This window comes from Streptomyces sp. NPDC042638 (assembly GCF_040647235.1).
Classification (GTDB): domain Bacteria; phylum Actinomycetota; class Actinomycetes; order Streptomycetales; family Streptomycetaceae; genus Streptomyces; species Streptomyces rameus.
Map to the genome: position 1 here is coordinate 1 of NZ_JBEZBT010000081.1, position 23325 is coordinate 23325.

A 23325-nucleotide genomic window follows, 5' to 3' on the forward strand; every position below is an offset into this window, starting at 1 on the left:
GCCGTGGACCCAGCTGCCCTGTTTGCCTTCCACCAGGAACGTCTGGCCTTTGTAGCTGCAGGACTCCCCGCGTGGTCCTGCGTCCTGATGACGGGGCAGTTGTGTGGTGGGGTGTGTCAGTCGCCCGGAACGGTGCCCTCCTCGAAGCGGAGGTAGCGCTCGACGGACCGGGCCAGGACTTCGTTGCCGTGGCAGGTGACGACCCGGTTCCACCAGGCGCCGTAGATCCGCTCGAAACGGTAGCCGGCGAGCAGGTCGGCCGCCGCGCGGACCGCCTGCGGGCGCTCCGGGATGTGGTTGGCGTAGCTGTGCATGAGGGTCACCCAGCGGCTGTCCGGGCAGACGTTGACGACGTCGCCGGTGAACAGCGCCCCGTCGCCGGCGCTCCAGTGCAGCACCGCGCTGCCCGGGAAGTGCACGCCCGGGTTGATCAGGGTCACCTCGTCGGTGAGCTGGAGTGTGCGCCCGCTCCAGAACCGCACGGCCGGGTCCGGCCGGCCCACCCACTGCCGGTCGGCGTCGTGGAGATGGACCGGCGCGTCGAAGGCGTGCGCCCACTCCACCATCGCGGAGTAGAAGTGCGGGTGGCTGATCGCGATGTGGTCGATGCCGCCGAGCTCCTCGACGGCGCGCACCATCGCGTCGTCGAGGTATGGCACGCAGTCCCACAGCACGTTCCCGGCGGCGGTGCGCAGCAGCAGGGCCCGCTGGCCGATGGCGAACTCCGGGGTGACTCCCACGCCGAGCACATCGGGCCCCTGCTCCTCGAAGCGGCCGCTGTGGCCTTCCTCCCGCAAGCCTGCCAGTGTCGTCCACTGCTGGCCGCCGCGGCCCACGTACTGCCGTTCGTCCAAGCAGACCGGACAGTCCGGACGCGCGGCGGCGTACTGGGTGCCGCAGGTGCGGCAGATCGGACGTGCCGGGGCGGTTGCGTCAGCCACGGCTGCCTCCGGCGAGTTCGGTGAGGACGTACGGACGGCTCGGCCGCCAGCCCAGTTCCTCGACGGCGCGCCGTCCCGACACCACCTGGTTCAGGCCAAGGGCCTCGGCGAACGGGCCGCCCACGGCCTCGGCGGCCTGCTCCACCGGCCAGGGCTCGACTCGGCCCGTGCCGCCCGCGGCGATGTCGGCGGCTGCGGCGAGTGCCGCGACCGGCACCGCTTCGTGCGCCACGCCGTGCAGCACGCTGCCCGCATCGGCCTTGGTCACCGCCAGCACAAAGAGTTCGGCGAGGTCGTCCACGTGCACCATGGGCCAGCGGACCGCGGCCGAGCCGACGTACCGGCCGGTGCCGTGCTCGCGTGCCCAGTCGGTCATCAGACCGGGGATACCACCGCCGCGGCCGTACACGATGCCGGGCCGCACGACGACGGCGCGCACGTCGTCCCCGGCGGCGGCCAGCACGCGCTGCTCGATCCGCGGACGGTAGCCGACGATGGCGATGGCGTTGGTCGGCGCGTCCTCGGTCAGCGGGGTGTCGCCGGTGGCGCCGAGCACCCACACGCCACTGGTGTAGACGAACGCCCGGTTCGTGCCGAGCAGCGGTGCGAGCAGCGCCTCGAGGGCGGCGGTGTCCACCGCTTCGTCGCCGGTCGGAGTGGCCAGGTTCACCACCGCGTCCACGTCGTCCGTCACCGCCGCGCGCAGCGATGCCGGGTCGGTCAGATCGCCGACCCTCACCGGCACGTCCGGATGGAGCGCGGCCGCGTCCTTGACCAGGGGCACCACGTCGTGGCCCTCCAGCGTCAGACGGGACACCACCGCGGAGCCGATGTAACCGGTGGCACCGAGCACCAGAACCCTCATGAACCCTCCAAGCAGACGTTCTTCGAACAGGAGAACCGTAGGAACCGCGCCCGCACTCGCGGATCCGTCGAACGACCGGGGTGCGTACCGGCGTTCAGCCGCAAGGGGGCCGAAGGGCTGACCGGGCCGACCAGACCGCCGGCGAGGAGGTGACGGGGGTGGCGGGACCAGGTGGAGGTCAGCCCAGGTCGAGCGCTCCCAGGGCGGCCCGCGATGTCACGCCGAGCTTCGGGTAGGCGTTGGACAGGTGATAGCCGACCGTGCGCGGGCTCAGGAACAGGCGCGCGCCGATGTCCCGGTTGCTCAGGCCAGTTGCCGCGAGCCGTACCACCCGCAGCTCCTGCACGGTCAGCCGGTCCACGAGAGCCGCCCCCGCCGCTGACACGGCCGGGGCGACACCGACGGCCCGCAACTCCGCGCGGGCCCGATTCGCCCACGCGGCGGCCGACATCCGCTCGAACGACTTCAACGCCACGGTCAGCGCCTCCCGGGCGTCAGCCCGCCGCTTCGTCCGGCGCAGCCACTCCCCGTACAGCAACCGGGTGCGCGCCTCCTCGAACGGGCGGCCGTCCCCTTCGTGGGCGGCGAGCGCCCGCTCGTAGAACTCCTCCGCAGTTGCGGCGTCGGCGGTGAGCAGGGCGCGACAGCGCAGCTCCACCGCCCTCGCCCACGCGGTTCCGGTGGCCCCGGTCCACCGCGCGAAACTCTCGGCGGCCGGCCCGGCCTCGGCGGCCCGCTCCGTGCGCATGGCGGCCTCCACCTGGTCGGGCAGGCTGTGTACGGAAACCATGAGGTGCCGGTGCGGGCCCCCTGTCAGGGCGGCGAAATGTTGCAGTGCCCGGTCGTAGCGGCCGAGCCCGAGGTCGAGCAGACCGTGTGCCCTGGTCAGCCAGAACGGGGACGGTACGACATCGGGGCACAGGTCCTGTCCCGGCTGTCCGGCGGAGCCGCGGCCGAGCAGGTCCTCGCCCCCCGGGCCGTCAGTCCCTTCCGGTCCCTCCGTGGCGCCCGGCTGCTTCCCGTCGAGCGCGGCCAGCACCGCCAGGACGCCGCTGAACATCGTGGCGAGATGGCGCTGACCGGTGTCGCAGGCGATCTCCAGACCCTCGACCGCCGTCGTGTACGCGTCCCGGTGCCGCCCCAGGAACAGCCGCAGCCGCGCCAGCCGTAGCAGCACCCGCGGCAGCACCCCGACGGCACCCTCCACCCGGCACTCCCGCTCCAGGGCCACGGCCTCGTCGTGCACCGTGCGGTACTCGCCGAGCAGCACGTCCCAGCCGTGCAGCCGCACCTGATCAGTCAGGCTGCGCTCATGCCGGGTCCGCACGACGTAGTCGGCGAACTCCCGTACCGCCGCCGCCCCGCCCACCAGATCACCCGCCAGCATGTCGAGAACCCCGGCCGCACCCCGGTGCACGGGATGCTCACCGAAGTCGAGACCGGCCACCCGCGCGCGGGTGTGCCGGGCCGCCGCGACCGGGTCCGGCGCCTCCCAGGCCATCGCGGCGCACTCGAACAGCAGCGACGCCCCCATGGCGGGACGGTGCGCCGTCACCTCGCAAGTCGCCTCGACGAGGAGCAGCCGCGCCGACTCCGGGCGGCCCTGCTCCTGTTCGAGCGCTGCCCGGACGCTGGCAAGCCGGGCGACCGCCGGTGGGCTGCTCACCGGCCCCGCCTCGTCGGCGAGCATCCCCGCGAGTTCCACCTGTCCTGCCTCGGCTGCTGCGGCGGCCGCGGCGGCCAGCCGCAGCGACCGGGCTTCCTGGTCCTCGGTCAGCCGGGCGGCCCGCCGATAGGCGGCGGCGACCGCCGCCCGGCCGCCCCGCGAGCGGAACAGCTCGGCGCTGCGCTCCAGTTCGGCGGCGACCTCGTCGTCGTAGCCGACGGTCGCCGCGGCCAGATGCCAGGCCCGGCGGCCCATGTCGTCGGCGGCCGCTGCCGCCTCCGCGAGCGCCCGGTGCGCGGCCGTCCGTTCGGCCAGCACCGCACCCTGATATGCGGCGGCGCGCGCCAGTGGATGCCGGAACACCAGCCGGCGTCCGGACACTCTCACCAGGCCCGCCGCCTCCGCCGGCCCGAGATCGCCGGCGGCCGCGCCCACCCGTTCCCCCGCCGCCACCAGCAGCGCCACGTCGCCGGTGTCGTCCGCCGCGGCGATCGTCAGCAGCAGACGGGTCGGCGCGAGCAGCGCTCGAATCCGCTCGTCGAAGATCCGCCGCACCCGCCACGAGGCCGGCAACACGGCGATCTCCCGTGCGTCCAGCGGCTCGCTCCCGTCCCGCTGGGCCGCCGTCAGAGCCCCCACGAGCTCCACCATGGCCAGCGGATTACCCTGTGCGAGCCCGAGGATGCGGCTGCTCACGGCGGCATGCAGCCCGGGCGCCCGGGCCGCCAGCAGCGCCGTCCCCTCCTCGTCGGTCAGCGGCCCGAGGTGCAGCATCGGCAGGCCCTGCGCGCCGTCGAAGGCTGCCGCATCCTCATGCGCTGCGATCACCATGGCCACCCGCCCCCTGCCGAGCCGGCGGGCCGCGAACAGCAGAGCATCCACGGTCTCCAGGTCCAGCCAGTGCGCGTCGTCCACCAGGACCACGACCGGACGTTCCTCGGCCAGCTCGTCGAGCAGGCCCAGCGTCGCGGCCCCGACCAGGAAGCGGTCCCCGGCGGGCACGTCGTCCGGCGTGATCGCCCCGCGCAGCGCCGTCAACTGACGCTCTGGCAGGCTCCTGACCCGGTCCAGGGTTCCCCGGAGGAGCACCTGCAGACCGGCGTACGGCAGCGAGGCTTCCGACTGGACACCAGTACACCGCAACAGCCGGGCTCCGGCTGCCGCCGTGGAGGCGCATCGGTCGAGCAGTGCCGTCTTGCCCGCCCCTGCCTCGCCGAGGAGCACCACGGCCCCGCCCCGGCTCTCCCGGACTCCCCTCAAGTGCCCGTCGAACACTTCCCGTTCGTGCTGCCGGCCGCTGAGACCGGCGGGCACCGGATCGGCGGCGCTTGCCCGGACCGCGTCGGTCATGTGGTGCTGTCCCCTCCTTCAGTGAGCATGGCTGACGATGTCATCGGTCCAACGACGGTGCCCCCCGGTCCACGGTGCGCTCAACAGCACGGTGCCGATGCGCCGTTCCTGCCTTCTGATGAGCGGGCTGACCGGGCTGACCTTGCTGACCGGGCTGACCGGGCTGTCCCGAGTCCGACCAGGCCGGACAGCAAAACGCCGGGACACTAGCCGGCGCCTCCCCGGATCAGTGTTCTCGACTCGGTGGCCTCTCGGTGTTCGGGCGGCACGGCCGCGGCCGTCGTCGTGTACACGGCCTCGACCGGCAGGCGCCGCTCCAGGGCGAGGAGCATGCCGGCCCCCGCCGTCGAGCTCGCCGCCAGCACCAGCCAGGGCAGCCGGCCGTCGACCGCCAGCAGCCCGGTGAACAGTGACGGCGCCAGGGTCTGGGACAGCGCCCAGGACAGCTGGTAGGTGGCCAGGTAGCGGCCGCGCGCCTCGGCGGGAGCGGCGCTCACCGAGAGTGCGCCCGCGCTCGGGCTGTGCACCAGTTCGCCGATCGTGTACAGGACCAGCAGCCCGACCAGGCCGGCCATCACGCCCTGGCGGGGCATACCGCCCAGCAGCGCGTAGCCGAGGAACGCGGTGGCGAAGACCAGGGCGCCGACCGCGGCCACCCGGGTACGCCGGGCGAAGCGCCGGGCGAGCCTGCCGACCGGCACGCCGGCGAATGCGCAGAGCGCGGTGTTGACCGCGAACAGCGGACCGGCCACCGAGGCGGGCAGGTCGAACTGGCTCACGGCGTACACCGGCAGCAGCACGCTGAGCGCCGAATAGCCGAGGGCGATCAGAAAGTTGGCCAGGGTGAGCCCGGCGTACGGGCTGTCGCGCAGCACCGCGCGATAGCCGGCCCGCTGCCGGCCGGTCGCGGGGCGGACCGGGTGGGGGGTCCTGATCCGCAGCGCGAACAGTGCCGCGACGAAGAAGGTGGCCGCGTTCAGCCAGGCGACCGCCAGGAAGCCGCGGTCACCGCCGAGTTGGACCAATCCGGCGGCGAGCAGGCCGCCGGCGCCGAGGCCGGCGTTGTTCACGCTCCGGGCGAGTGCCATCAGCCGGTCCCGGTGCTCCCCCTGGCCGAGCTCGCCGATCAGGGCCTGCTGGGTCGCGGGGAACGCCTGGGCGCCGGCCGCGGTGAGGGCGGCGACCAGGGCGAAGACCGGCAGGGTGGTACCGAGCGGGAAGGCCAGGAAGCCGAGGCCACGGACCAGATACAGGGCCAGCCGCACCCGCCGGGCACCGAACCGGTCGACAGCCCAGCCGCCGACCGGCATGGCACCCATCGCCAGCAGCCCGGCAGCGGTCAGGACAGTGCCGATCGTCGGCAGTGGCAGTCCGGTGATGCGCTGGAAGAAGACCAGGCTGAACGGCACGTACATACCCGTGCCCACCGCGTCCACCAGCATCCCGGCGATCAGGTTCCGCTCGCCGGGCACCCGGCGATCCTTCACCTTCATACCCTCTCCTCAAGTGCGGGGTGAGGCACGGACGCGGGCGGCCTTTCCCAGCCGACCGTGTCGAGCAGCAGCTTCGCGGCCGCCGTCGCCCCGTCGGTGCGGATCGTGGCGGCCACGGCGGCCGCTCGTGCGCGGGTCCCGGGGGTCAGGGCCGTCTCGAGTGCGGCCGACAGGGACTCGTAGGTCAGGGTCGGAGCGTCGTGCGCCGCGCCGATGCCCAGCTCGGCCACCCGGCCGGCCCAGTACGGCTGGTCCGCCATCTGGGCTGCCACCACCTGGGGTGCGCCGGCCCGGGCAGCCGTCGTCGTGGTGCCCGCGCCGCCGTGGTGCACGACGGCGGCCACCCGGGTGAACAGCACCTGCTGGTTGACCTCGCCGACGGCGAAGCAGTCGTCCCGGTCGTCGGTCAGGGCCAGGTCGGCCCAGCCGCGGGAGAGGAGAACGCGGCGGCCCTGCGCGCGGACCGCCCCGACGGCCGCCCGGGAGACGCTCTGCGCGTCGCGGACGGGCATGCTGCCGAAGCCCACGTACACCGGGGGTTCGCCGGCGTCCAGGAACGCCTCCAGAGCGGCCGGGAGCGGGCGTTCGTCCGGCCGGATCCACGCGCCGGTCTGCACCACGTCGAGGTCGGCCGGCTGCGGCCACGGGCTCAGAACCGGATCGGCCGCCAGCCATGGGCGGTCGGTGAAGACGTGGTCGCGGACGTTCTCCACCGGGGGCAGACCGATCGCGGCCCGGTGGGTGTTGACCGCCTCGCCGAACAGCGCGTTCATGTGCTCGGTGTTCAGGTCCCACAGCACCCGGTTGTCGGTCACCTCCGGCGGGAGCGGCCGGCCCGGCCACGCGAGCGGCGGGTGGTGCGGCGACGGCAGGTAGGTCGGGAAGTAGGCGACGAACACGTAGGGGACGCCCAGCTCATCGGCCACCGCCCGCGCGGCGGCCGCGGCCGGGATCAAGCCGGTCGCCACCACGACGTCGCATCCCTCGGCCACCGCGGCGACCGAGTCGTACGTCGCGGCGAGCATCCGGGCCGCACGCTCGGACAGGCTCTCCGCCGGCAGCGGCTTCCCCGTCCCGGTCACCGCCCTGGTCGCCATCGCGCGCAACGACTGGCCGAGCGGCACCAGTGGGATGCCGGCACGGTCCAGCAGCTCCGCGAAGTCCGGCGGGGCGCACATCTGCACCTCCGCGCCGAGTGCCCGCAGTTCCGCCCCGAGCCCGAGCATCGGCTCGACGTCCCCGCGCGACCCGTACGCCACCAACAACGCACGCATTTCAGGATTTCCCTTGCTTTCCGTGGATCCCGGCCTTGGCTGGCGGGGCGTCGCCCGTGGTCTTGCTGTAGCCGAGGGACTCGACAATCAACCCGTCCCGTACCAGCGTGAGGCTCACGCCGCGGACCGAGTCGGTGGGGCCGTCGCGGAAGTGGCACCGCCAGCGGACCGTCGCCCGTTCGCCGGTGATGACGACGCCCTCCGGCTCGAACTGGATCGTGCGGTCCTCGGCGAGTGCCCGGCAGAACTCCAGGCACTCGGCGCGGCCTTCATAGCGGGCCCCGTCGGGGGCCGGCTCCTTCGCCTCCATCACGCAGTCGTCGGCGATCAGGTCGGCGAGCGTGGAGGCGTCATGGTCGATGAAGGCGCGGTTGAAGCAGTGGATGACCTCGGCCGTGGTACGGAACGTCAATGCCGCAACTCCTCGGAAGTGGAACGATCGGTCTGCCATTTCCCGTTCGGGGCCGGCCGGGCGACCGGCCCTCCCGGCGGTGCGCGTGCCGGCCCGGTGCCGACGGCCGGGTGCCCTCGGTGGCCCGAAAGGTCCGGTTCGGCTGGTGCCTGCGGGTGGTCGGGTCATCGCGTCTCCTGCTGAAGGCCGGTCCCCGCCTCCTCGACCGTGGTGGCGGGAGCGTCGATCGCCTGTTCTGCGGCGCGGCTGACGTGCTCCCATGCCGCCCAGGTGTCCATGCGGGTGCGGGCGATGTCGAACGCGAGGTCGTAGACCATGCTCCCCAGGAGCAGGCGCAGCGGCGGCTCGTCGCTGTCGACCAGCTTGAGCAGCGCGGCCGCGGCGAGCTGCGGGTCGCTGTCGACCGAGCCCTCGGCGAACTGCTTGGCCAACTCCTCCCGCAGCGGCGCGTACGCCTCCAGGGGGCTCGTGTTGCGCATGGCGGTGTAGAGGTGGGTCCAGTAGCCGCCGGGCTGAATGATGCTTACCTTGACTCCGAAGCCGGCGGCTTCCGCGGCGAGGGCTTCGCTGAGCCCCTCCAGGGCGAACTTGCTGGCGCTGTAGAGACCGGTGCTGGGGAAGCCGCCCAGGGCGGCGATGCTGGAGACCTGCACGAGGTGTCCGGAGCCCTGTTCGCGCAGGACCGGCATGACGGCCTGGGAGACCCAGAGGGCGCCGAAGAAGTTGGTGTCCAGTTGGGCCCGGGCCTCGGTCTCGGTGAACTCCTCGACCATGCCCATCGACAGCATTCCGGCGTTGTTGACGACGATGTCGAGCCGACCGAAGTGGGCGACCGCCTCGGCGACGGCGGCGAACACCGCGTCGCGGTCGGTCACGTCCAGCCCGAGGGGCAGCACCCGCCCGGGGTGGGCGGTCGCCAGTTCGTCGAGCGGGGCCGTGGTGCGGGCGGCGACCGCGACGCGGTCGCCGGCGGTCAGCGCGGCCTCGGCGAAGGCGCGGCCGAGGCCCCGGCTGGCGCCGGTGATGAACCAGACGCGGTTCGTGGTGTCGGCTGAGAGGTGCATTCGCGGTACTCCTGTCTGAGGAACGAGACGCCCGGGGTCCGGTCCGCCGGGGTCTCGGCTGTGGGAGGCTCGGGCGCGTGCGTGCGTGGTGCGCGGGCGTGTCCGGTCGGCCGGTCAGCTCCTGCGCGCGCTCCATACGGCGAGGGAGGTGAGGAGGGTGAAGAGGGCCCCGGTCGTCAGGGCGGCGTTGACGGAGAGGTGGGTGGCGACGATTCCACCGAGGAGGGCGCCGAGTGCGATGGCGAGGTTGTAGACGGAGGTGTTCAGGGCGGTGGCTGCCTCGGTCGATTCGGGTGCGGCCTTGAGGATCCAGGTCTGGACGGCGACCGGTACTCCTCCGAAGGCCAGCCCCCATGCGAGCAGGAGGAGCGCGCCGCTGACCGGGGTGCGGCCGGCGAGGGGGAAGAGCCCGAGGACGACGGTCAGCACGGCGCCGATGGTGATGATGGTCGTGCGGATGTTCCGCTCCGCAGCCGCGCCGGCGAGGAAGTTGCCGAGAATGCCGGCGACGCCGAAGCCGAGCAGCAGCGGGCCGATCATCGCCTCGTCGACCCCGGAGGTGGTCTGGAGGATCGGGCTGACGAAGGTGAAGGCGGCGAAGTGACCGCCGACCAGGAGAAAGGTGGCGAGAACACCGGCCCGTACCACGGGGTGGCGGAACTGCTGCGGCAGCGTGCGCAGCTGAACGACCTGCTGGGCGGGCATGGGAGGCAGCAGGAGGAGCAGGGCCACCAGCACGAGGAGGCCCAGTGCGCCGGCGGCAACGAATGCCGTCCGCCAGTCCGCGAGCCCGCCGATCAGCGTCCCGGCCGGTATGCCCAGGACGTTGGCGGCCGTCGCGCCGCCGAAGACGACCGAAATGGCCCGGGGGATGGACCGCTCCGGCACCAACCGCACGGCGAGGCCTGCGGCGAGTGCCCAGAATCCGCCGATGCTGATGCCGACGAGGAAGCGCGAACCCAGCAGGACGGCGAAGTTGGGTGCCAGTGCTGTCAGGCCGTTGGCCAGCACCATGAGGGTGATCAGGCCGATCAGGGCGACCCGCCGGTCGAGGTGCCGGATCGCCACCGGGAGAAGCGGCGCCGTGGCGGAGGCGACCAGGCCGGGCACGGTCACCATCAGTCCAGCGGTCCCCTCGGAGACGTCCATCGCGCTGCCGATGAAGGGGAGCAGCCCGACGGGCAGGGACTCGACGGTCACTAGCGCGAACGTTCCGACCGCCATCGCGACGACGGCGAGCCACCTGGTGAGGGGTGTTCGCTCACCAGCGGAGGCGGTGGGCTTCGTCGCAGAATCGACGATGGTCATGGTGGAACTCCGGTCTGTAGGGCTCAGCTTGCGGCGAGGGCGCCGTGGTCGATGACCGTGGTGTTCTGGGCGACGGCGATGCGCCATCGGCCGTCGTCCTTGGCGAGGACGTACAGCAGCGTGCCGGGGGCGGCTTCGGGGTGGGCGGCCACTGCGGACGCCCATCGGCGCTCGGCCGCGCCAGGTCTGCCGCAGCTTCTTCGCCGGGCCGGATCGCCGTGAGCGTGGAGCACCTCGTGCAGGCGTCGTCCGTCCCGGGTGATCGGCCGCTGACGGATCTTGATCACAGCGAGGTCGGGCCGGATGAACACGATGGACTCGGCTTCGTAGGTGACGGTCAGCGGCTGACGGGCCGTGCCGGGCAGAGCGCGGTGGGCGAAGGCGCTGATCTCCTCCAGGCCGGTCAGCGGGTCACCGTAGGGCATCGTCCAGAAGGCGTCCTGGCGGAACAGTTCCGTGAACGCGTCCGGCAGGCCGTTTCGCTGGGCGTGCTCGACCTGGGCAACGAGGGTGACGACGGCGCGCACCTCCTCCTGCGAACCGGTGGCGCCGGCGACGAGGGGCTCCATGAGGGTGTCCTTCCTGGGTGGCGGGTGTGCGGGTGTGCGGGTGTGCTGGCGCCCCGGGACAACGGCTGGTCTCCCGTCCGGCACGCTGTCGGCGGCCGCAGGCGGGCCGCCGGGCGGTGCGGTGTCACCGGTACGGGCGCCGCACCGCCCACGGACCACCGCGCGGCGGTTCCGGCCGCTGTCGATCTTCCAACTCCCCACCCCGTCCATCAACGTCGAAGCTCAGTAAGATCCGATAACTGAGACTTATGACGGGGGTCGGCACAGGTGGAAATACGCGACATCGAGATCTTTCTGACGTTGGCCGAGGAACTGCACTTCGGCAGGGCCGCCGCCCGGTTGCACCTCACGCAGGCTCGCGTCAGCCAGGTGATCGGACGCCAGGAGCGAAGACTGGGCGGCTTGTTGTTCGACCGTTCCAACCGCCGCCAGATCCGCCTGACCCCGCTCGGCCAGCAGCTCCGCAACGACCTGCGGCCGGTCTACGCGAACCTGCGCGACAGCCTCGAACGCGCCCGGATGGCGACCCGCGGCAAGACCGCACGCCTGCGCGTCGGCATGCTGCCGTTCAACGTGCCCGACATGTACCCCTACTGGGAGACCTTCCGCTCCCGTCATCCCCAGTGGGAACTGCAGCTGCGCCGGGCGCCTTACCTCGACCCGTTCGCCAGGCTGCGCGAGGGCGACATGGACGTCTTCCTCACCTGGCTGCCGGTCGACGAGCCCGATCTCACCGTCGGCCCCATCCTCTTCCGCGACCCCCGCGTCCTGGCCGTCGCCGCAGGCCACGAACTCGCCGAACGGCACTCCGTCCCGTTCGAGGCCCTGGCCGACTTCGCCCATGCCATGCCACCCGACATGCCCGACTACTGGGAAGACGCCTACCTGTCGTTCCACACGGCCCGGGGAAAGCCCATCGAACGCGTCGAACAGGTCACCAACGCCGACGAACTGATCCACCTCGTCAGCACCGGCGAGATCGTCCACCCCTTCCCCTCCCACGTCACCCGCTACTGGTCCATGTCCCATGTCCGCTTCATCCCCGTCCCTGACATGGGGACGATTCCCTACGCCCTGGTGTGGCGCAGAGACGGAGAGAACGAACTCGTCCGGGCCCTCGCCCAGACCGTCCGAGACATCGGCGTCCTGCACTTCTGACGCCGCCCGCGTGTAACCGTCGCCACCCGTACCCGGCTTCGACCTGCCGAGGTGTCGAGCTGGTGCGCCAGCAGGTGTCCACCAGCAGCTCCCGTTCCTCCAGGCGCAGCCGCCCATGGCGGGTTAGGGCCTGTTGTGAAAGTGCTGGTCACAGCCACTCGTACCTGCCGATCGGCGAGTACGGCCCGTACCCGGAGCGGCTGCGGCAGCAGTTCGAGGGCATGATGAGGCGGTTCCGGACGGGGCCTCCGGCACCAAGAAGAAGCCCTTCGGTACAGATCGGTACAGACGAAGTGGCGGCAGGCAAGCAGCAGTGGGGACGGCCCGATGCCTTGTACGTTGACGAAGTGATCTTCTGATGGCCTGATGCGGCGCTCGAGACAACCGCGCTGGCCGAGTGCGCCGGTCGAGACGACTTCACAGCGCGGTTCGCAATCGGCTGGCTCAGTTGGTACGGGCATGCCCCGCTGGAGAACTCGGACCTCACCGAACTGCTGGAACCTGTGGTCTTGTTCGTCAGTCTGGTCTCGGGCGGAGCGACGGATCTGCCCGGACCGATGCTCGCCGAGGCAGCGGCGGGCCATGCGCGCCAGCTGCTCCAGCACACCCAGGCGTCCGGTGACCCCGGCCTGCTGACCGCTGCGATCGATCTGTGGGAGAGCCTCGCCCTCGCCACCCCCGATGACGAGCCCGCCTGCCCGGGAGTGGCCGACCGGCTCGACATCACCGGCAGCCGGTGGAGCGTCCCCGGCGCGGAAGCCGTCCTCACCCTCCGCGCCGTCATCAGCAACGGCGACTTCCCGCAGTACTGGACCTTCCGCACCCACAGAGAACGCGAACGCCTCTACCCCCGGCCCGACCAGCACAACTACGAACTCCTGGCCTGACCGACGAGCTCACTCCAGAAGAGCCACACCCAAATCCTTTGGCCGCTGCATAGTTGAGCACTAAGCACGTCTTGCTCAGATCGATCTCGATGCCCATCGCAACGTCGTCACCAAAGCCGAACCCCGGCCATGGTTCGACAACACCTGAGCTCCATCTCACGGCGACTCGAGCTGCCGGGACGCGAAGTCCCAGGGTGTCTCGGACGTGTGCCACCCTGAGTGAGAAGGCGGTGAGGCGTTCACCCACCGCCTCCTCACTGAAGTGCGGCCCCTGTTACCCGGCCGCCCCGACCAGCGCGCGCGGGGCCTGGATCAGGGCGGAGGGCGGTGCGCCCTTCTTCGGGTCCGTCGGGGCCGGCGTCTGGGCTGTGGCCGACGGCTTTGGTGCGATCACGCAGTTGGACTTGCCGGATTCCGCTTCGCCGTTGATGGCGGTGACGCAGAATTCGTAGTTCCAGACGCCGGGGACGAGGTAGGCGATGCCCCGGCTGGTCTCGTTGGTGATGTACTCGTCGGCCTTGAAACCGCTGCCGTCGTGCTTGGACCCGCTGTCGTCGTTGACGTCACGGATCCAGACGCGGTAACCGGCGGCCCACACGGACCCGTTCCATGACAGCTGGACGGTAGTGGCGTCGGTGGAGGTGACCTTCAGACCGGTGGGTGCCGGAGGGGTGCCGGCCCCGACGGTGACGGATCGTGCGACGCCCGGCATGCCGCCACCGGCGGCGTTCCAGGTGGCGACCGCGACGAGGTAATGGTGGCCCTCCCGCAGCCCGTCGATGTGCGCCGAATTTCCCCTGACCGCAGTGCTGTTGAGGAACGCGCCGGGGGTGTCCCTGTCCCAGGTGATGATCTCGTACCGGTCGATCGTGTCGGTGTACGGGCCGGTCGCCGCGTCCCATGACACGTCAACGCCGGTGGCTGTGGCCCGGGTGACGATTCCCTTGGGGGCCGCGGCGGTTTCCGGGTGCGCGACACCACCGAGCGTGTGGGACCACTCGGACTGCCCGTCCTCACCGTTGTCGGTACGGACCTGGTATTCCCACTCCCAGCCGTCGAGGGTCCAGGTGGTGTCGAAGCGGGCCGCTTTGACCGGTGTCTCGTTCCAGGTGCCGGCGCCCTTGATCCGGTGCCGGACGGTGTATCCGTGGGCGCCGAAGACCGGCTCCCAGTTCAGGGTGATGCCGCTCGGGCCGGAGTCGATCCAGATCGTGTCCGGCGCGAGCGTCGGCCGGTTCGGGATGTGGGTGGGGATGTCGATCAGCTGGCTGCCGAGACCGTAGCTGTTGTGCAAGGTGCGCACGAAGGCCTGGGCGATCTGGTACTCGCCCAGGGCGTTGGGGTGCAGCCCGTCGTAGCCGGCAGGGCAGTCATGCGTGTCGCAGCTGTAGTTGCCGGCCCAGTCGACCAGGGCCACGCGGGACTTGTCGTTGTTCCACGACGGGATCGCGTTCGCGAGCATGCTGTTGTACTTGGTGGTGTTGACGGGCAGGTCGTCCCGGCCGCCGATGGACGTCCGCTGGGGAACGTTGGCCAGGGCGAAGTTGAGGTCCGGTTTGGCGGCGCGGGCCTGGTCGACCAGCGTCCGTATACTGTCCAGCGTGCCTTCCGGGCCGCTGACGAACCAGCCCATGTCGTTGAAGCCGAGCCCGACCAGGAGCAGGTCGGGCTGGTACTTCGCCACCTGCTCGGCAATCAGCGTTTTGTCCTGCGCCGCCTGCCGGCCCCAGACCGAGAAGTGGTGGGAGTCGAAGTCCTTCGCGACCCCGGGGGCATACGCGCCCGAGGTGACGGGAGCGCCCTGAGCCGGTGGCGGGGCTTCCCCCTGCAACGGCGGCACGGGCGGGGGCTTGGGGGATTCCTGAGGACGGGTTCCCTGGTACGGACCGACGAAATCGACGTCGATGTGCTCCTTCTTGAACCATTCCCAAAGGCGGTAACGCCAGGTCCAGTCACCTTCGTAGCCCTGGCTCATCGAATCGCCCACCACCATCACCTTCAGTGGCACCTTCCCGTCGCCGGCTCGTGGTTCCGCGACCCAGTCCATGACGAGGGCCCAGCGGATGGCGTCCTCGAACGCCTCGGCGATTTTCATGTTGCCGGAGTCGTTCGGCGTCAGGCCGTCACCGGACAGGTCCTCGGTGGTCATGGCGTCGGTGTCGGCCAGGACGACGTGCCGGCCCGCGCTCTGCCAGGCGCCGGCCATCTTGCGGATCTCGGCGTTGTAGGCGGTGATCCGGGCCTGGACGGCGGGGTCGGTCGCGGGACCCAGGGTGGCGAGTGCCACGACCGTGCCCGGGTTGTCCTTCTCGATCTGGTCGACCAGGTCCTTCAGCCGCTGCGCGGCGCCGTCCTGCTTGCCGTCCCGCATGTCGTACGTGCCGGCCTGCAGCGTCACGATGTTGGGCCGGTACTTCGGCAGGGCGGTTGTGGACCGCTTGGCGATGGCGCTGATCTGCTCGCCGGGAGCGCCCTCGTAGGCGGGGTCCCCCTTCTGCCCCGTAGAGCCGGAGCCGACGAAGTCCACCGGTACGTCCCGCTTTTTGGAGACGAGCGAGATCAGGGCATAGAGCGAGCCGGCCAAGGTGGCGCCGTAGCCGATCTTCTCGGCGGTGCCGATGGTCGAGTCGCCCAGCGGCATCACCTTCAGCTCCGGCGGTTCCGCCGCCGCGCGCATGCCGTTCCACCACACGGGGTAGTGGTCGCTGCTGCCTCCGTTCATACGGCTCGCGGTGGCGTCACCGGCGTTCCCGTCGGAACTGACGAAGTAGTCCAGTTCGTTGCCGCTCTGGTGGGTGGGAAGTCCGGAGTTGTAGACGCGGGCGCCGATCGGGAAGGTGCCGCGGCGTTGCAGCGTCCGCGGGTCGATGTTGAAATCGCCGCCGGCCGTCCAGCGGTACTGCGCGCCCCAGGAGCGGACGGAGTCGCGGATCGCCGTCAGCAGGGTGTTGGAGTCACCGCCGCCGCCCGACAGGCCGTGCACGTTGAAGTACCAGTCGTCTCCGAACCGGACGCCCAGCGCGGCCCGGCCCCGCTGGATCGGGTTGGTGACGACGCGTACCTCGTCGGGCTGGTCATGGGTGATGGTGGCCAGGTTCACCCGGCCGCCTTGGCCCCGGCCGCCGTTGTCGTCGGTCTGGATGAAGAAGACGTGGTACGGGCTGGGCTGCAGCCGGCTGCTGAACGGTTGCCAGGTCGAGTGCCGGACGGTGTCACCGTCCGCGGTGGTGACGTCCGGCTGTTGGGTGGCGTGGCTCGGGCCCTGGGGGCCGGCTTCCTGGATCAGGACGATCTCGGCGGACCTGGCATAGCCCTGGACCTGGGAGGACCACTTGCTGGCCGTCGCGTCGTCCTCGCCCTGGATGTTGTTGGTGATGATTGACGTCTGCCGTAACGGCGCCGCGGCAGCAGGGGAAGGTCCTGGTGCCACGACGAGTGCCGTACCCAGAATCGACAGCGTTACCAGTGCCGCCCTGGGTCTGGTCACCAGACGCAGCCGGGCCAGTGCACCGGTGAGGTGTTCCTTTAATGCGTTCACCACAGCAAGGTTAATGGGCTCTGCATCTATGTGATCTAGACGATCGAGCGGCATACGGCATCCCTCGGCGCACAGTCCACGCGCCCGGAAGCCACCGGCCGGAAGGCCCGGATCACCACCCTCGAACAGCACGTCGTCGACCTGAGCTCGAGCCCCAGGACCAAGGCGACGAGCTCAACGCCGCCCGGGCCACCAACCGCGAGCTCATGGCCCAGCTCCACCGCCACCCCGACCGCTCCCCCAACTGAACAGGGCAAAGGCCCGGCCAGCCGCTCGACGGCACCAGGCCGGGGCGCTTCGACCTGTGTCCGGCAGCGCAGGCTCCCAGCGTGACCACCAATCAGGTCACCTCATGCGCTGACGGCGACAAGATCTCCGTCATCGTCTCCCGGGTGATCTCCAGCCGGGACAGCACCGACTCCTGTTCGGCCAGGTGTCCGGTCAACTCTTCGATCCGAGCCCCCAGTTCATCGGCCTTCTCCCGCGCAGCAGCCTCTCGCCGCTCGAGTTCCTCCAGCCACGACACCATCGCCGCCACCTCCGGAATCCGGCCACCCGACACCACGACGATCGAGCAACCAACCCCGGTCAGCAACCACGCAGGTCAAAGCTCCCTACAAGAGAGCCACACCCATTTCGGGTGTACTACCCAGTCGCATCCCATTCGTCCGGCCGCCAGTCGGCCTCGGTGTTCTCGGCGAGCCAAGCCGTCCACCTCGTGTGGTCCACGGGCAGCGCGACAACCTGGCCCTCGGCCACAGTGGCCGTCGTCTCGATGGTCACCGCGTCAGCTCCCGCCGCCGGGCGTCGGCGCGCTCGACCGCGGCTCGCCGCGAGCCTTCGTCGACGTGGATGTACGGGGCCATGGATGACTCGGAAGCGTGCCCGCAGCCCCTGACGTCACGGGTCGGTAGGGAGTTGAGGTACCGCAAGGAGTTTCCCAGCACGGAGTCGAAGACGCTCCGCCGCCGGACGGAGCGCCCCGACGCCGGAGTCGGGGGACGAAATCACATGCCGCGGTAGTGGGCAGACACCTCCATCATCCGGTCCGCCTGACCGCGCGTGAAGTTGTTGCGGCAGGCGTCGTCGGTGTAGTTCATGAAGTTGTGGATCGGGTCGACGCCGGGCGCGGCGCAGGTGTCGCGGCCCAGGGGGCAACCCAAGGCGGCAAACGCGGTGGCCGGGGTGTCGTCGACGTAGTCGCCAGGGCCTGTGCACCCGCCCTGGAAGACGTCGTAGAGGCCCAGCCAGTGCCCGACTTCGCGGGTGGCCTCGCGGCCGAGGTCGTGGGGGGCCTGTCCCCCGGGGACAACCTTGTACGACACGACGATGCCGTCGTTGCCCGGGTTGGCGGCATAGTCCCACGGGAAGGTGGCCCAACCGGTCGTGCCCGCGGCCGAGGTGTCGAGGATGTAGATGTTGAGGTCGCTCGCGCCGCCACGGCGCAGGGCCCGCTTCATCGCGCGTTCCTGCGGGCTGCCGACCGTGGTTGGCCTGTGCCAGTCGGGGTTCACGGTTCGGTCCACGCCAGCCGGCGTGAAGGAGAACCCAGTTCTGGCGAACCCGTCGTTGAGTACCTGGACCTGGTGGGCGAGCACGCTGTCCGGGACGTTACCTCCGCCGGCGGTCGAGTCGGCGGCAACAGCCGAGGTGACCTCGCGCGACCACTCATCGCATCCTTGCGATTCGCTGAGCCGCAGGACCGTCTCCCGAGCTCGTAAACAGACGCTGCTTCTCGGCGGCGTAGGCCGCGGCACCCGCGAAGCCCTGCCCGGCCTTCCGGGCAGGGCTTCTTGGCCGACAGTGCTCTCAGCCGGCGTGAAAGGCGTGGGCGTGACCGCCGCGCCGCCCCACCCACTGCGTGTTGTTCAGAATGGCCTCGGGTTCCGCGACGCCGGCCCGCGTGGCGTCTGGTCGCCGTTCGTGGCCTGCTGGCGGTGCAGTCGCGTCGCAAGCCGTGCGAGGGGCTGTACCGGCGGCGGCAGAGCCCCTCGCTCTGTCTCAGGCCCTGGTCGTTTTGGGGAGCCAGCAGCCGACCTGCGTGCTCGGGTGGAGCCGTCGTCGGCTGCTGTGGCCGTATGGGTGTGCCGGGTTATCGGGTGCGGAAGCGGCGGAAGAGGTTTCGGGCGACGTACACTCCCGGGCCGCCGAAGCCGACGATGTCGACGCGGCCGTCGCCGGTGATGTCGGCGAGGAAGCGGGGGTGGCGGTCGACCCGCCAGGCGCCGGCGTCGTCGTTGTAGCCGAAGCCGCGGCATACCAGTTGGGCCTGCTCGAACTGGCCGTCGCCGTCGTTGTGCGACACCCAGACGCCTTCATCGCCGAAGCCGACGATGTCCGGCTTGCCGTCGCCGGTGACGTCGGCGAGGCACCTGAGGTGCTTGCCGCTCGTCCATCCCTGGGCGGTCCCGAAGTCGTTGAGCACGAGTTTCGCGGGCTCGAACGTGCCGTCCCCGCGGCCGCGCGCGACGACGACGCCCTGCGGGCCGAAGCCGACGAGGTCTGCTGCTTCGCTTCCGGTGGTCCTGAGCAGGAAGCGGGGATGCTCCTCGGCTGAGCTCCATCCCTGGTCGACGCCTAAGCTGTCGAGGACGTACAGAGGATCGGCGAATTGTCCTTCCTCGTCCTGGAGGGAGACCCAGACGCCGTCGTCGTGGCAGCCGACGATGTCCAGCCTGCCATCGCCCGTGGTGTCGGCGAGGAATCGGGGATGCTTCTCGGCAAGCCACCCGCCCGCCTCCTGTCCGTGGCCGAACGCCCTGAGAACCGGTTCGCCGGTGAGCGGTGCGAATTGTCCTTCCTCGTCCTGGAGGGAGACCCAGACGCCGTCGTCGTGGCAGCCGACGATGTCCAGCCTGCCATCGCCGGTGGTGTCGGCGAGGAAGCGGGGATGCTTCTCGGCAAGCCACCCGCCCGCCTCCTGTCCGTGGCCGAACGCCCTGAGAACCGGTTCGCCGCCTGCGGGCGTGAACGTCCCGTCCTCGTCCTGGCGGGCCATCCGGACGCCGTCGGCGCCGAGCACGACGACGTCGGGCCGGCCGTCGCCCGTGGTGTCCACGAGGGTCCACAGGTCCTTGGGACTCGGAGAGGGCGCGGGCGGATGCAGGACGCGCTCGTCGTCGTCGAACGTGCCGTCGCCTCTGCTGGACGAGGTCACAGCCCCCTTCGCGGGTTTGAGCCCTACGATGTCCGCTCGGCCTGCTCCCGTGGTGTCGGCGAGGAACCGTTCACCGAGGCCGGCCCACCACAGCGGTTGCCCGCTGGGGTAGCGGCCGGCTCCGGCGCTCTTCCACCCGCCGGCGTCCTGGTCGCTGCCGAACTGCTCCAGGACCAGCAGCATGTCGCTGAAGGAGGGCGTAGCTCCGGGAGCCGGGCGCAGGGCAGCCGAGTTGGCCAGTCGCCAGGAGCGGCGGCCGTTCCAGTGGTCCAGCCGTGTCCAGTGCAGTACGGGGTCGCTGATGCGTTCGGGCTCGGCCGGGACGAGCTGCCAACGCTGGCTTGGGGCGGCCTCGTCGTACTCGCGCAGGACGATGCGCGTTTCGCCCTCGCCGGCGTCGGCGAGGTCGAGGACGGCGGTGTCGGTCGTGGTCTCGATGAAGTAGCAGCCTGCTTCACCGTCGACCGGGACGAGGTGCCACTGCTGGTTCTGCCTGCCGGCGGCGGCCGTGGCCTGGCGGACACCGCGGTCCGCGGTGGCGGGGCCGTCGAGGACCTGGCCGCTGTCCGCGTTGCGGATCACGTACGCGTGGTCGTCCTGCGCGGGGAGCAACTGCCAGCGGTGCGGGCTCGGTGCGCCATCGGGGAAGTCGCGCACGACGAGCTCCCCGTCCGCGCCCGGCCCGGCCGGGGCGCCCAGGAACTTGCCGGTGACGGCGTTGACGATCTGCAGCTTCAGTTCTTCCGTGGACACGGGCATCGTGCGGCCTCTTCCAGGCGGTACGGGCGTTGGCTCAGAACGGATGCGGCGCGGCGGCGGCCGGGGATCACGTGAAGACGTGGTGGTAGGGGACGTTCCACTCGCTGGGCAGCCGCGGATAGAACGTGTTGATGACCGTCCCGGTGAAGTCCCCGCCCCAGTTGTAGGTGAGCCGCACCTCGCTGTTGGGCGTCACCGCGTAGTCCTTGAACCCGAGGATGGCGTCGGGGTGGGTGATCGGCACGAAGGTGATCCCGCCCCACGGCGTCACCGTCACGACCCAGAGCTGGGTGTCCTCGGGCGCGCCGTTCTTCCCGCGCCACTTGTCTGCGACCTTGTCGGGCAGACCGACCTGCACGGTGTCGGCCGTGCTTTTGGGCGCCTCCTGGTGCACGGTCATGCGCCGGCGCTTCGGCTTGGGCGTGCCGTCGTCGCCGCGCCCTGCGTCGGCTGCGCCGGTGGCGAGAGGTTCGGGCGACACCTGTCCTGCGGCGCTTTCGAGGAAGTACAGCGGCCGCTGCCCGAAGAAGCCGGCCGGGGTGATGTACCAGAGGTGGCCCTGTGCCTCCTTGGTGGCCGGGTCGAGAGCGGTGGCCAGCTGGACCCCTTTGTCGTGGCTCTCCTCCCTCAGCTCGGCGGGGCGCAGGTAGCCGCCGTTGAAGGCGTGCACCAGCATGACCGGCTGGTTCTCGACCAGCGCGGCCACGATCGCGTTGTCGTAGCTGTTCACCGCCACCGGCCCGCCGACCACCAGATTCGACATCGTCGTGCGTTCTTGGGTGTACATCGCTGAAACCTCACCTGTTCTGCATAGGGAGCACAACACCTCGAACCCTGCCCCGAAACCCTTAATCAAGCGACCTGTCGCGCGATAGCGCAAGGGGTCCCGGTCACTTTCATCGGGAAGGCGTCTGGAATAAATCAGACGGCTGGGCCGAAAGCATCGTTCACGGCAACATCCGAGGTCACGGTACCCATCGGCGGAGATATGGAAAAGTCATCGATCGAGTGATGCGAGTGAAGAAAGGTCACTCCCTCGGCGTTTCGGAAGTAACTGCCGAAAATCGATCACTCGATGGAGTATGACGCTCCGATTCCTCTTCCCGGGTTTCGGTCGGCGCGATATTTTCGCTTGCTGGGACGTGTGCAGATTTCCGTTTACCTTTCACCGGGCACGGTTCGGACGATATTTAGTCGAGGACGGGTAGATGCCTTCCAATGCGTACAGCCTGGTACCGGCCAGGCGTCAGCCGCTGACGAAGAAGAACGTGCGGGAACTCAACATCGAGCAGAACTGGCAGTCGATCCTGGACCACCCCAACCTGGTCTACGTCGACGACTACGGTGTCCAGCACAAGCCCGTCGGGTTCTCCGTGAACAAGACGAGGTTCGGCTCCTTCCCCGGGAGCGCGTTCGATCTGGGCTGGCTCGCCTACATGAACCTTGGGGAGCCGCTGATCGAGGTGCGCGGCGACATCGCCCAGCCTCCGCCCGACACCTTCTCCTCACGCGACTACGTCAACCGCAGCCAGTCGGAGATGACGTTCACCGACTCGGTCGACTTCACCGTGTCGAACGGGGTCACATGGTCGCTGCACGGGGACGCCAAGCTCACCTTCGGCGGCAGCGTCGGCGCATCCCTGCAGCTGCAGCTGCAGAACCAGCTCCGCCTGGACCTCCAGTCGCAGCTCGCGGCGTCGTGCCAGAACGGGACGGCGAACAAGAACGCGAACACGGTGACCAACAAGAACAGCAAGGACAGCGTCGGCGTCGACAACGCCAACACCACCGAGACGTCCGCGAGCAGCTCCGCGACGAACTCCGTGTCGAACACGATGACCAACTCGGTGGGGTTCACGACGAGCGGCAGCGCCACGGGCAACGCGTCGCTCAACGCGCAGCTGGCCCTGGGCATCGCGGCCACCGTGGGGGGCTCGCTGAACACCAGCTGGGCCTCGAAGTCGCAGATCTCCGGCAAGGTTCCGCCGAACTCCCGCGTGCAGACCATCGTCTCGCAGCGGCGTACCCGCAAGCAGTACTCCTACGAGATCCCGGTGACCTTCTCCGGGCTGATCGCCGTGCAGTACGACGTGCCGGTGACGGTTCTGTCTCCCCCGCAGTCCGGGGACTATCCCGGACTCGAGCAGGTGGTCGCCCGCGACATCGCCGACATCGACCTGGCACCCGGCGGCTTCCGCATGAAGGGGCTGGCCGAGGTCGTCTCCGCCCTGGAGGTCCACCACACGATGCTCGACGGCGAGGCCCTCGCCGGCAGCGAGCAGACGCTGCACAAGCTGCCCTGACCGCGCGGCGCCGCCGCCACCACGACGACCAGAGGTGACAACCATGGTGTTCGACAACATCTTCAGCTCCGCCGGCAGGGGCGCGGGACTCTTCTCCGTGACCACCGACAGCACCAAGCCCCGGCCGGGTGAGGGCATCGACTTCGAGGACTGCGACGACGACACGTACGACGACACCCACCCCAGCCTGTTCAACAGCGCCATCCACGGCGCCTCCTCCCGCGCGAAGATCGTGCAGGAAACCTGTCCCGAAGCACGGGCCGTCCTCGGCTTCCTCGGCTCCTTCATCCAGACCACCCAGGCATCCGCGGGCGCACAGGCCCAGTACGCCCAGGATCCCGGCTCGGTGACCCAGGCAGCCTCCGCAGGCATGCAGGACGCGAGCGCGACGGTGACCGAACGCGGCGATCTCCAGAAGGACGAGGACCTGGAGAGCAGGCCGAAGAAGAGCGACTACACCAAGCCCCCCAAGACCCCGCAGGCCCCCAAGGCACCGGAAGCCCCCGAGGCGCCCAAGGCGACCGCTGCAAGGACGTCTACGGCCACGAGCGCTTCGCGGGCATCGCCCGGCAGCTGTCCAT

General features: G+C 70.4%; 18 protein-coding genes and 1 pseudogene. 4 read left to right on the top strand and 15 right to left on the bottom strand.

The genetic code is table 11. The annotated features are described in order from the left end of the window. Positions 1-116: 116 nt before the first annotated feature. The 9 genes from AB0B40_RS35470 to AB0B40_RS35510 all read right to left on the bottom strand — a co-directional run bounded on the left by AB0B40_RS35470 (position 117) and on the right by AB0B40_RS35510 (position 10942). Positions 117-941: an MBL fold metallo-hydrolase gene (locus AB0B40_RS35470; RefSeq protein WP_345058216.1), complete on the bottom strand. Its 825-nt coding sequence runs from the start codon at positions 939-941 to the stop codon at positions 117-119. After that, positions 934-1806 carry an NAD-dependent epimerase/dehydratase family protein gene (locus AB0B40_RS35475; RefSeq protein ID WP_345058218.1) on the bottom strand — a complete coding sequence of 291 codons (873 nt, stop codon included), beginning with the start codon at positions 1804-1806 and terminating at the stop codon, positions 934-936. The genes AB0B40_RS35470 and AB0B40_RS35475 overlap by 8 nt, the downstream gene beginning before the upstream one ends. Before the next feature lie 178 nt (positions 1807-1984). Then, a complete protein-coding gene (locus AB0B40_RS35480; protein WP_362267648.1) occupies positions 1985-4822 on the bottom strand; it encodes an AAA family ATPase in 2838 nt (945 codons plus the stop codon). A gap of 206 nt (positions 4823-5028) precedes the next feature. After that, positions 5029-6315 carry an MFS transporter gene (locus AB0B40_RS35485; RefSeq protein ID WP_345058224.1) on the bottom strand — a complete coding sequence of 429 codons (1287 nt, stop codon included), beginning with the start codon at positions 6313-6315 and terminating at the stop codon, positions 5029-5031. Next, a complete protein-coding gene (locus AB0B40_RS35490) occupies positions 6312-7589 on the bottom strand; it encodes a glycosyltransferase (protein WP_362267650.1) in 1278 nt (425 codons plus the stop codon). The genes AB0B40_RS35485 and AB0B40_RS35490 overlap by 4 nt, the downstream gene beginning before the upstream one ends. 1 nt (position 7590) lies before the next feature. Next, complete coding sequence (locus AB0B40_RS35495; protein ID WP_362267652.1) at positions 7591-8001, bottom strand: nuclear transport factor 2 family protein; 411 nt, start codon at positions 7999-8001, stop codon at positions 7591-7593. A gap of 164 nt (positions 8002-8165) precedes the next feature. Further along, positions 8166-9065 (bottom strand): SDR family NAD(P)-dependent oxidoreductase, encoded by a 900-nt coding sequence (locus AB0B40_RS35500; RefSeq protein WP_362267653.1) that lies wholly within the window; start codon positions 9063-9065, stop codon positions 8166-8168. 114 nt (positions 9066-9179) lie between these two features. Then, positions 9180-10373 carry an MFS transporter gene (locus tag AB0B40_RS35505; RefSeq protein WP_362267656.1) on the bottom strand — a complete coding sequence of 398 codons (1194 nt, stop codon included), beginning with the start codon at positions 10371-10373 and terminating at the stop codon, positions 9180-9182. 23 nt (positions 10374-10396) lie between these two features. Then, the gene (locus AB0B40_RS35510) at positions 10397-10942 is read right to left on the bottom strand and encodes an SgcJ/EcaC family oxidoreductase (RefSeq protein ID WP_345058235.1); all 546 of its coding nucleotides are present in this window, start codon (positions 10940-10942) and stop codon (positions 10397-10399) included. A gap of 267 nt (positions 10943-11209) precedes the next feature. Here AB0B40_RS35510 and AB0B40_RS35515 point away from each other — a divergent pair, with 267 nt between their 5' ends. Next, the gene (locus AB0B40_RS35515) at positions 11210-12100 is read left to right on the top strand and encodes a LysR family transcriptional regulator (protein ID WP_345058237.1); all 891 of its coding nucleotides are present in this window, start codon (positions 11210-11212) and stop codon (positions 12098-12100) included. Positions 12101-12804: 704 nt separating this feature from the next. Beyond that, positions 12805-12987 (top strand): annotated as a pseudogene (locus tag AB0B40_RS35520) (ISKra4 family transposase); the annotation flags it as partial. A 274-nt stretch (positions 12988-13261) separates the two neighbouring features. Here AB0B40_RS35520 and AB0B40_RS35525 read toward each other — a convergent pair. The 6 genes from AB0B40_RS35525 to AB0B40_RS35550 all read right to left on the bottom strand — a co-directional run bounded on the left by AB0B40_RS35525 (position 13262) and on the right by AB0B40_RS35550 (position 21228). Next, positions 13262-16525 (bottom strand): GDSL-type esterase/lipase family protein, encoded by a 3264-nt coding sequence (locus AB0B40_RS35525; RefSeq protein ID WP_362267657.1) that lies wholly within the window; start codon positions 16523-16525, stop codon positions 13262-13264. Positions 16526-16865: 340 nt separating this feature from the next. After that, the gene (locus tag AB0B40_RS35530; RefSeq protein WP_345058241.1) at positions 16866-17120 is read right to left on the bottom strand and encodes a hypothetical protein; all 255 of its coding nucleotides are present in this window, start codon (positions 17118-17120) and stop codon (positions 16866-16868) included. Between the two features lie 50 nt (positions 17121-17170). After that, a complete protein-coding gene (locus AB0B40_RS35535) occupies positions 17171-17308 on the bottom strand; it encodes a hypothetical protein (RefSeq protein WP_345058244.1) in 138 nt (45 codons plus the stop codon). Positions 17309-17532: 224 nt separating this feature from the next. Further along, a complete protein-coding gene (locus AB0B40_RS35540; RefSeq protein ID WP_362267660.1) occupies positions 17533-18123 on the bottom strand; it encodes a zinc metalloprotease in 591 nt (196 codons plus the stop codon). A 494-nt stretch (positions 18124-18617) separates the two neighbouring features. After that, positions 18618-20441, bottom strand: coding sequence for an FG-GAP-like repeat-containing protein (locus AB0B40_RS35545; protein ID WP_362267662.1), 1824 nt, complete (start codon positions 20439-20441; stop codon positions 18618-18620). Positions 20442-20508: 67 nt separating this feature from the next. After that, positions 20509-21228: a hypothetical protein gene (locus AB0B40_RS35550; protein WP_362267665.1), complete on the bottom strand. Its 720-nt coding sequence runs from the start codon at positions 21226-21228 to the stop codon at positions 20509-20511. Positions 21229-21649: 421 nt separating this feature from the next. Between AB0B40_RS35550 and AB0B40_RS35555 the strand changes: the two genes are divergently transcribed. After that, complete coding sequence (locus AB0B40_RS35555; protein ID WP_345058252.1) at positions 21650-22744, top strand: hypothetical protein; 1095 nt, start codon at positions 21650-21652, stop codon at positions 22742-22744. A gap of 43 nt (positions 22745-22787) precedes the next feature. Beyond that, a partial coding sequence (locus AB0B40_RS35560) for a hypothetical protein (protein ID WP_362267668.1) occupies positions 22788-23325 on the top strand: 538 nt, incomplete at its 3' end.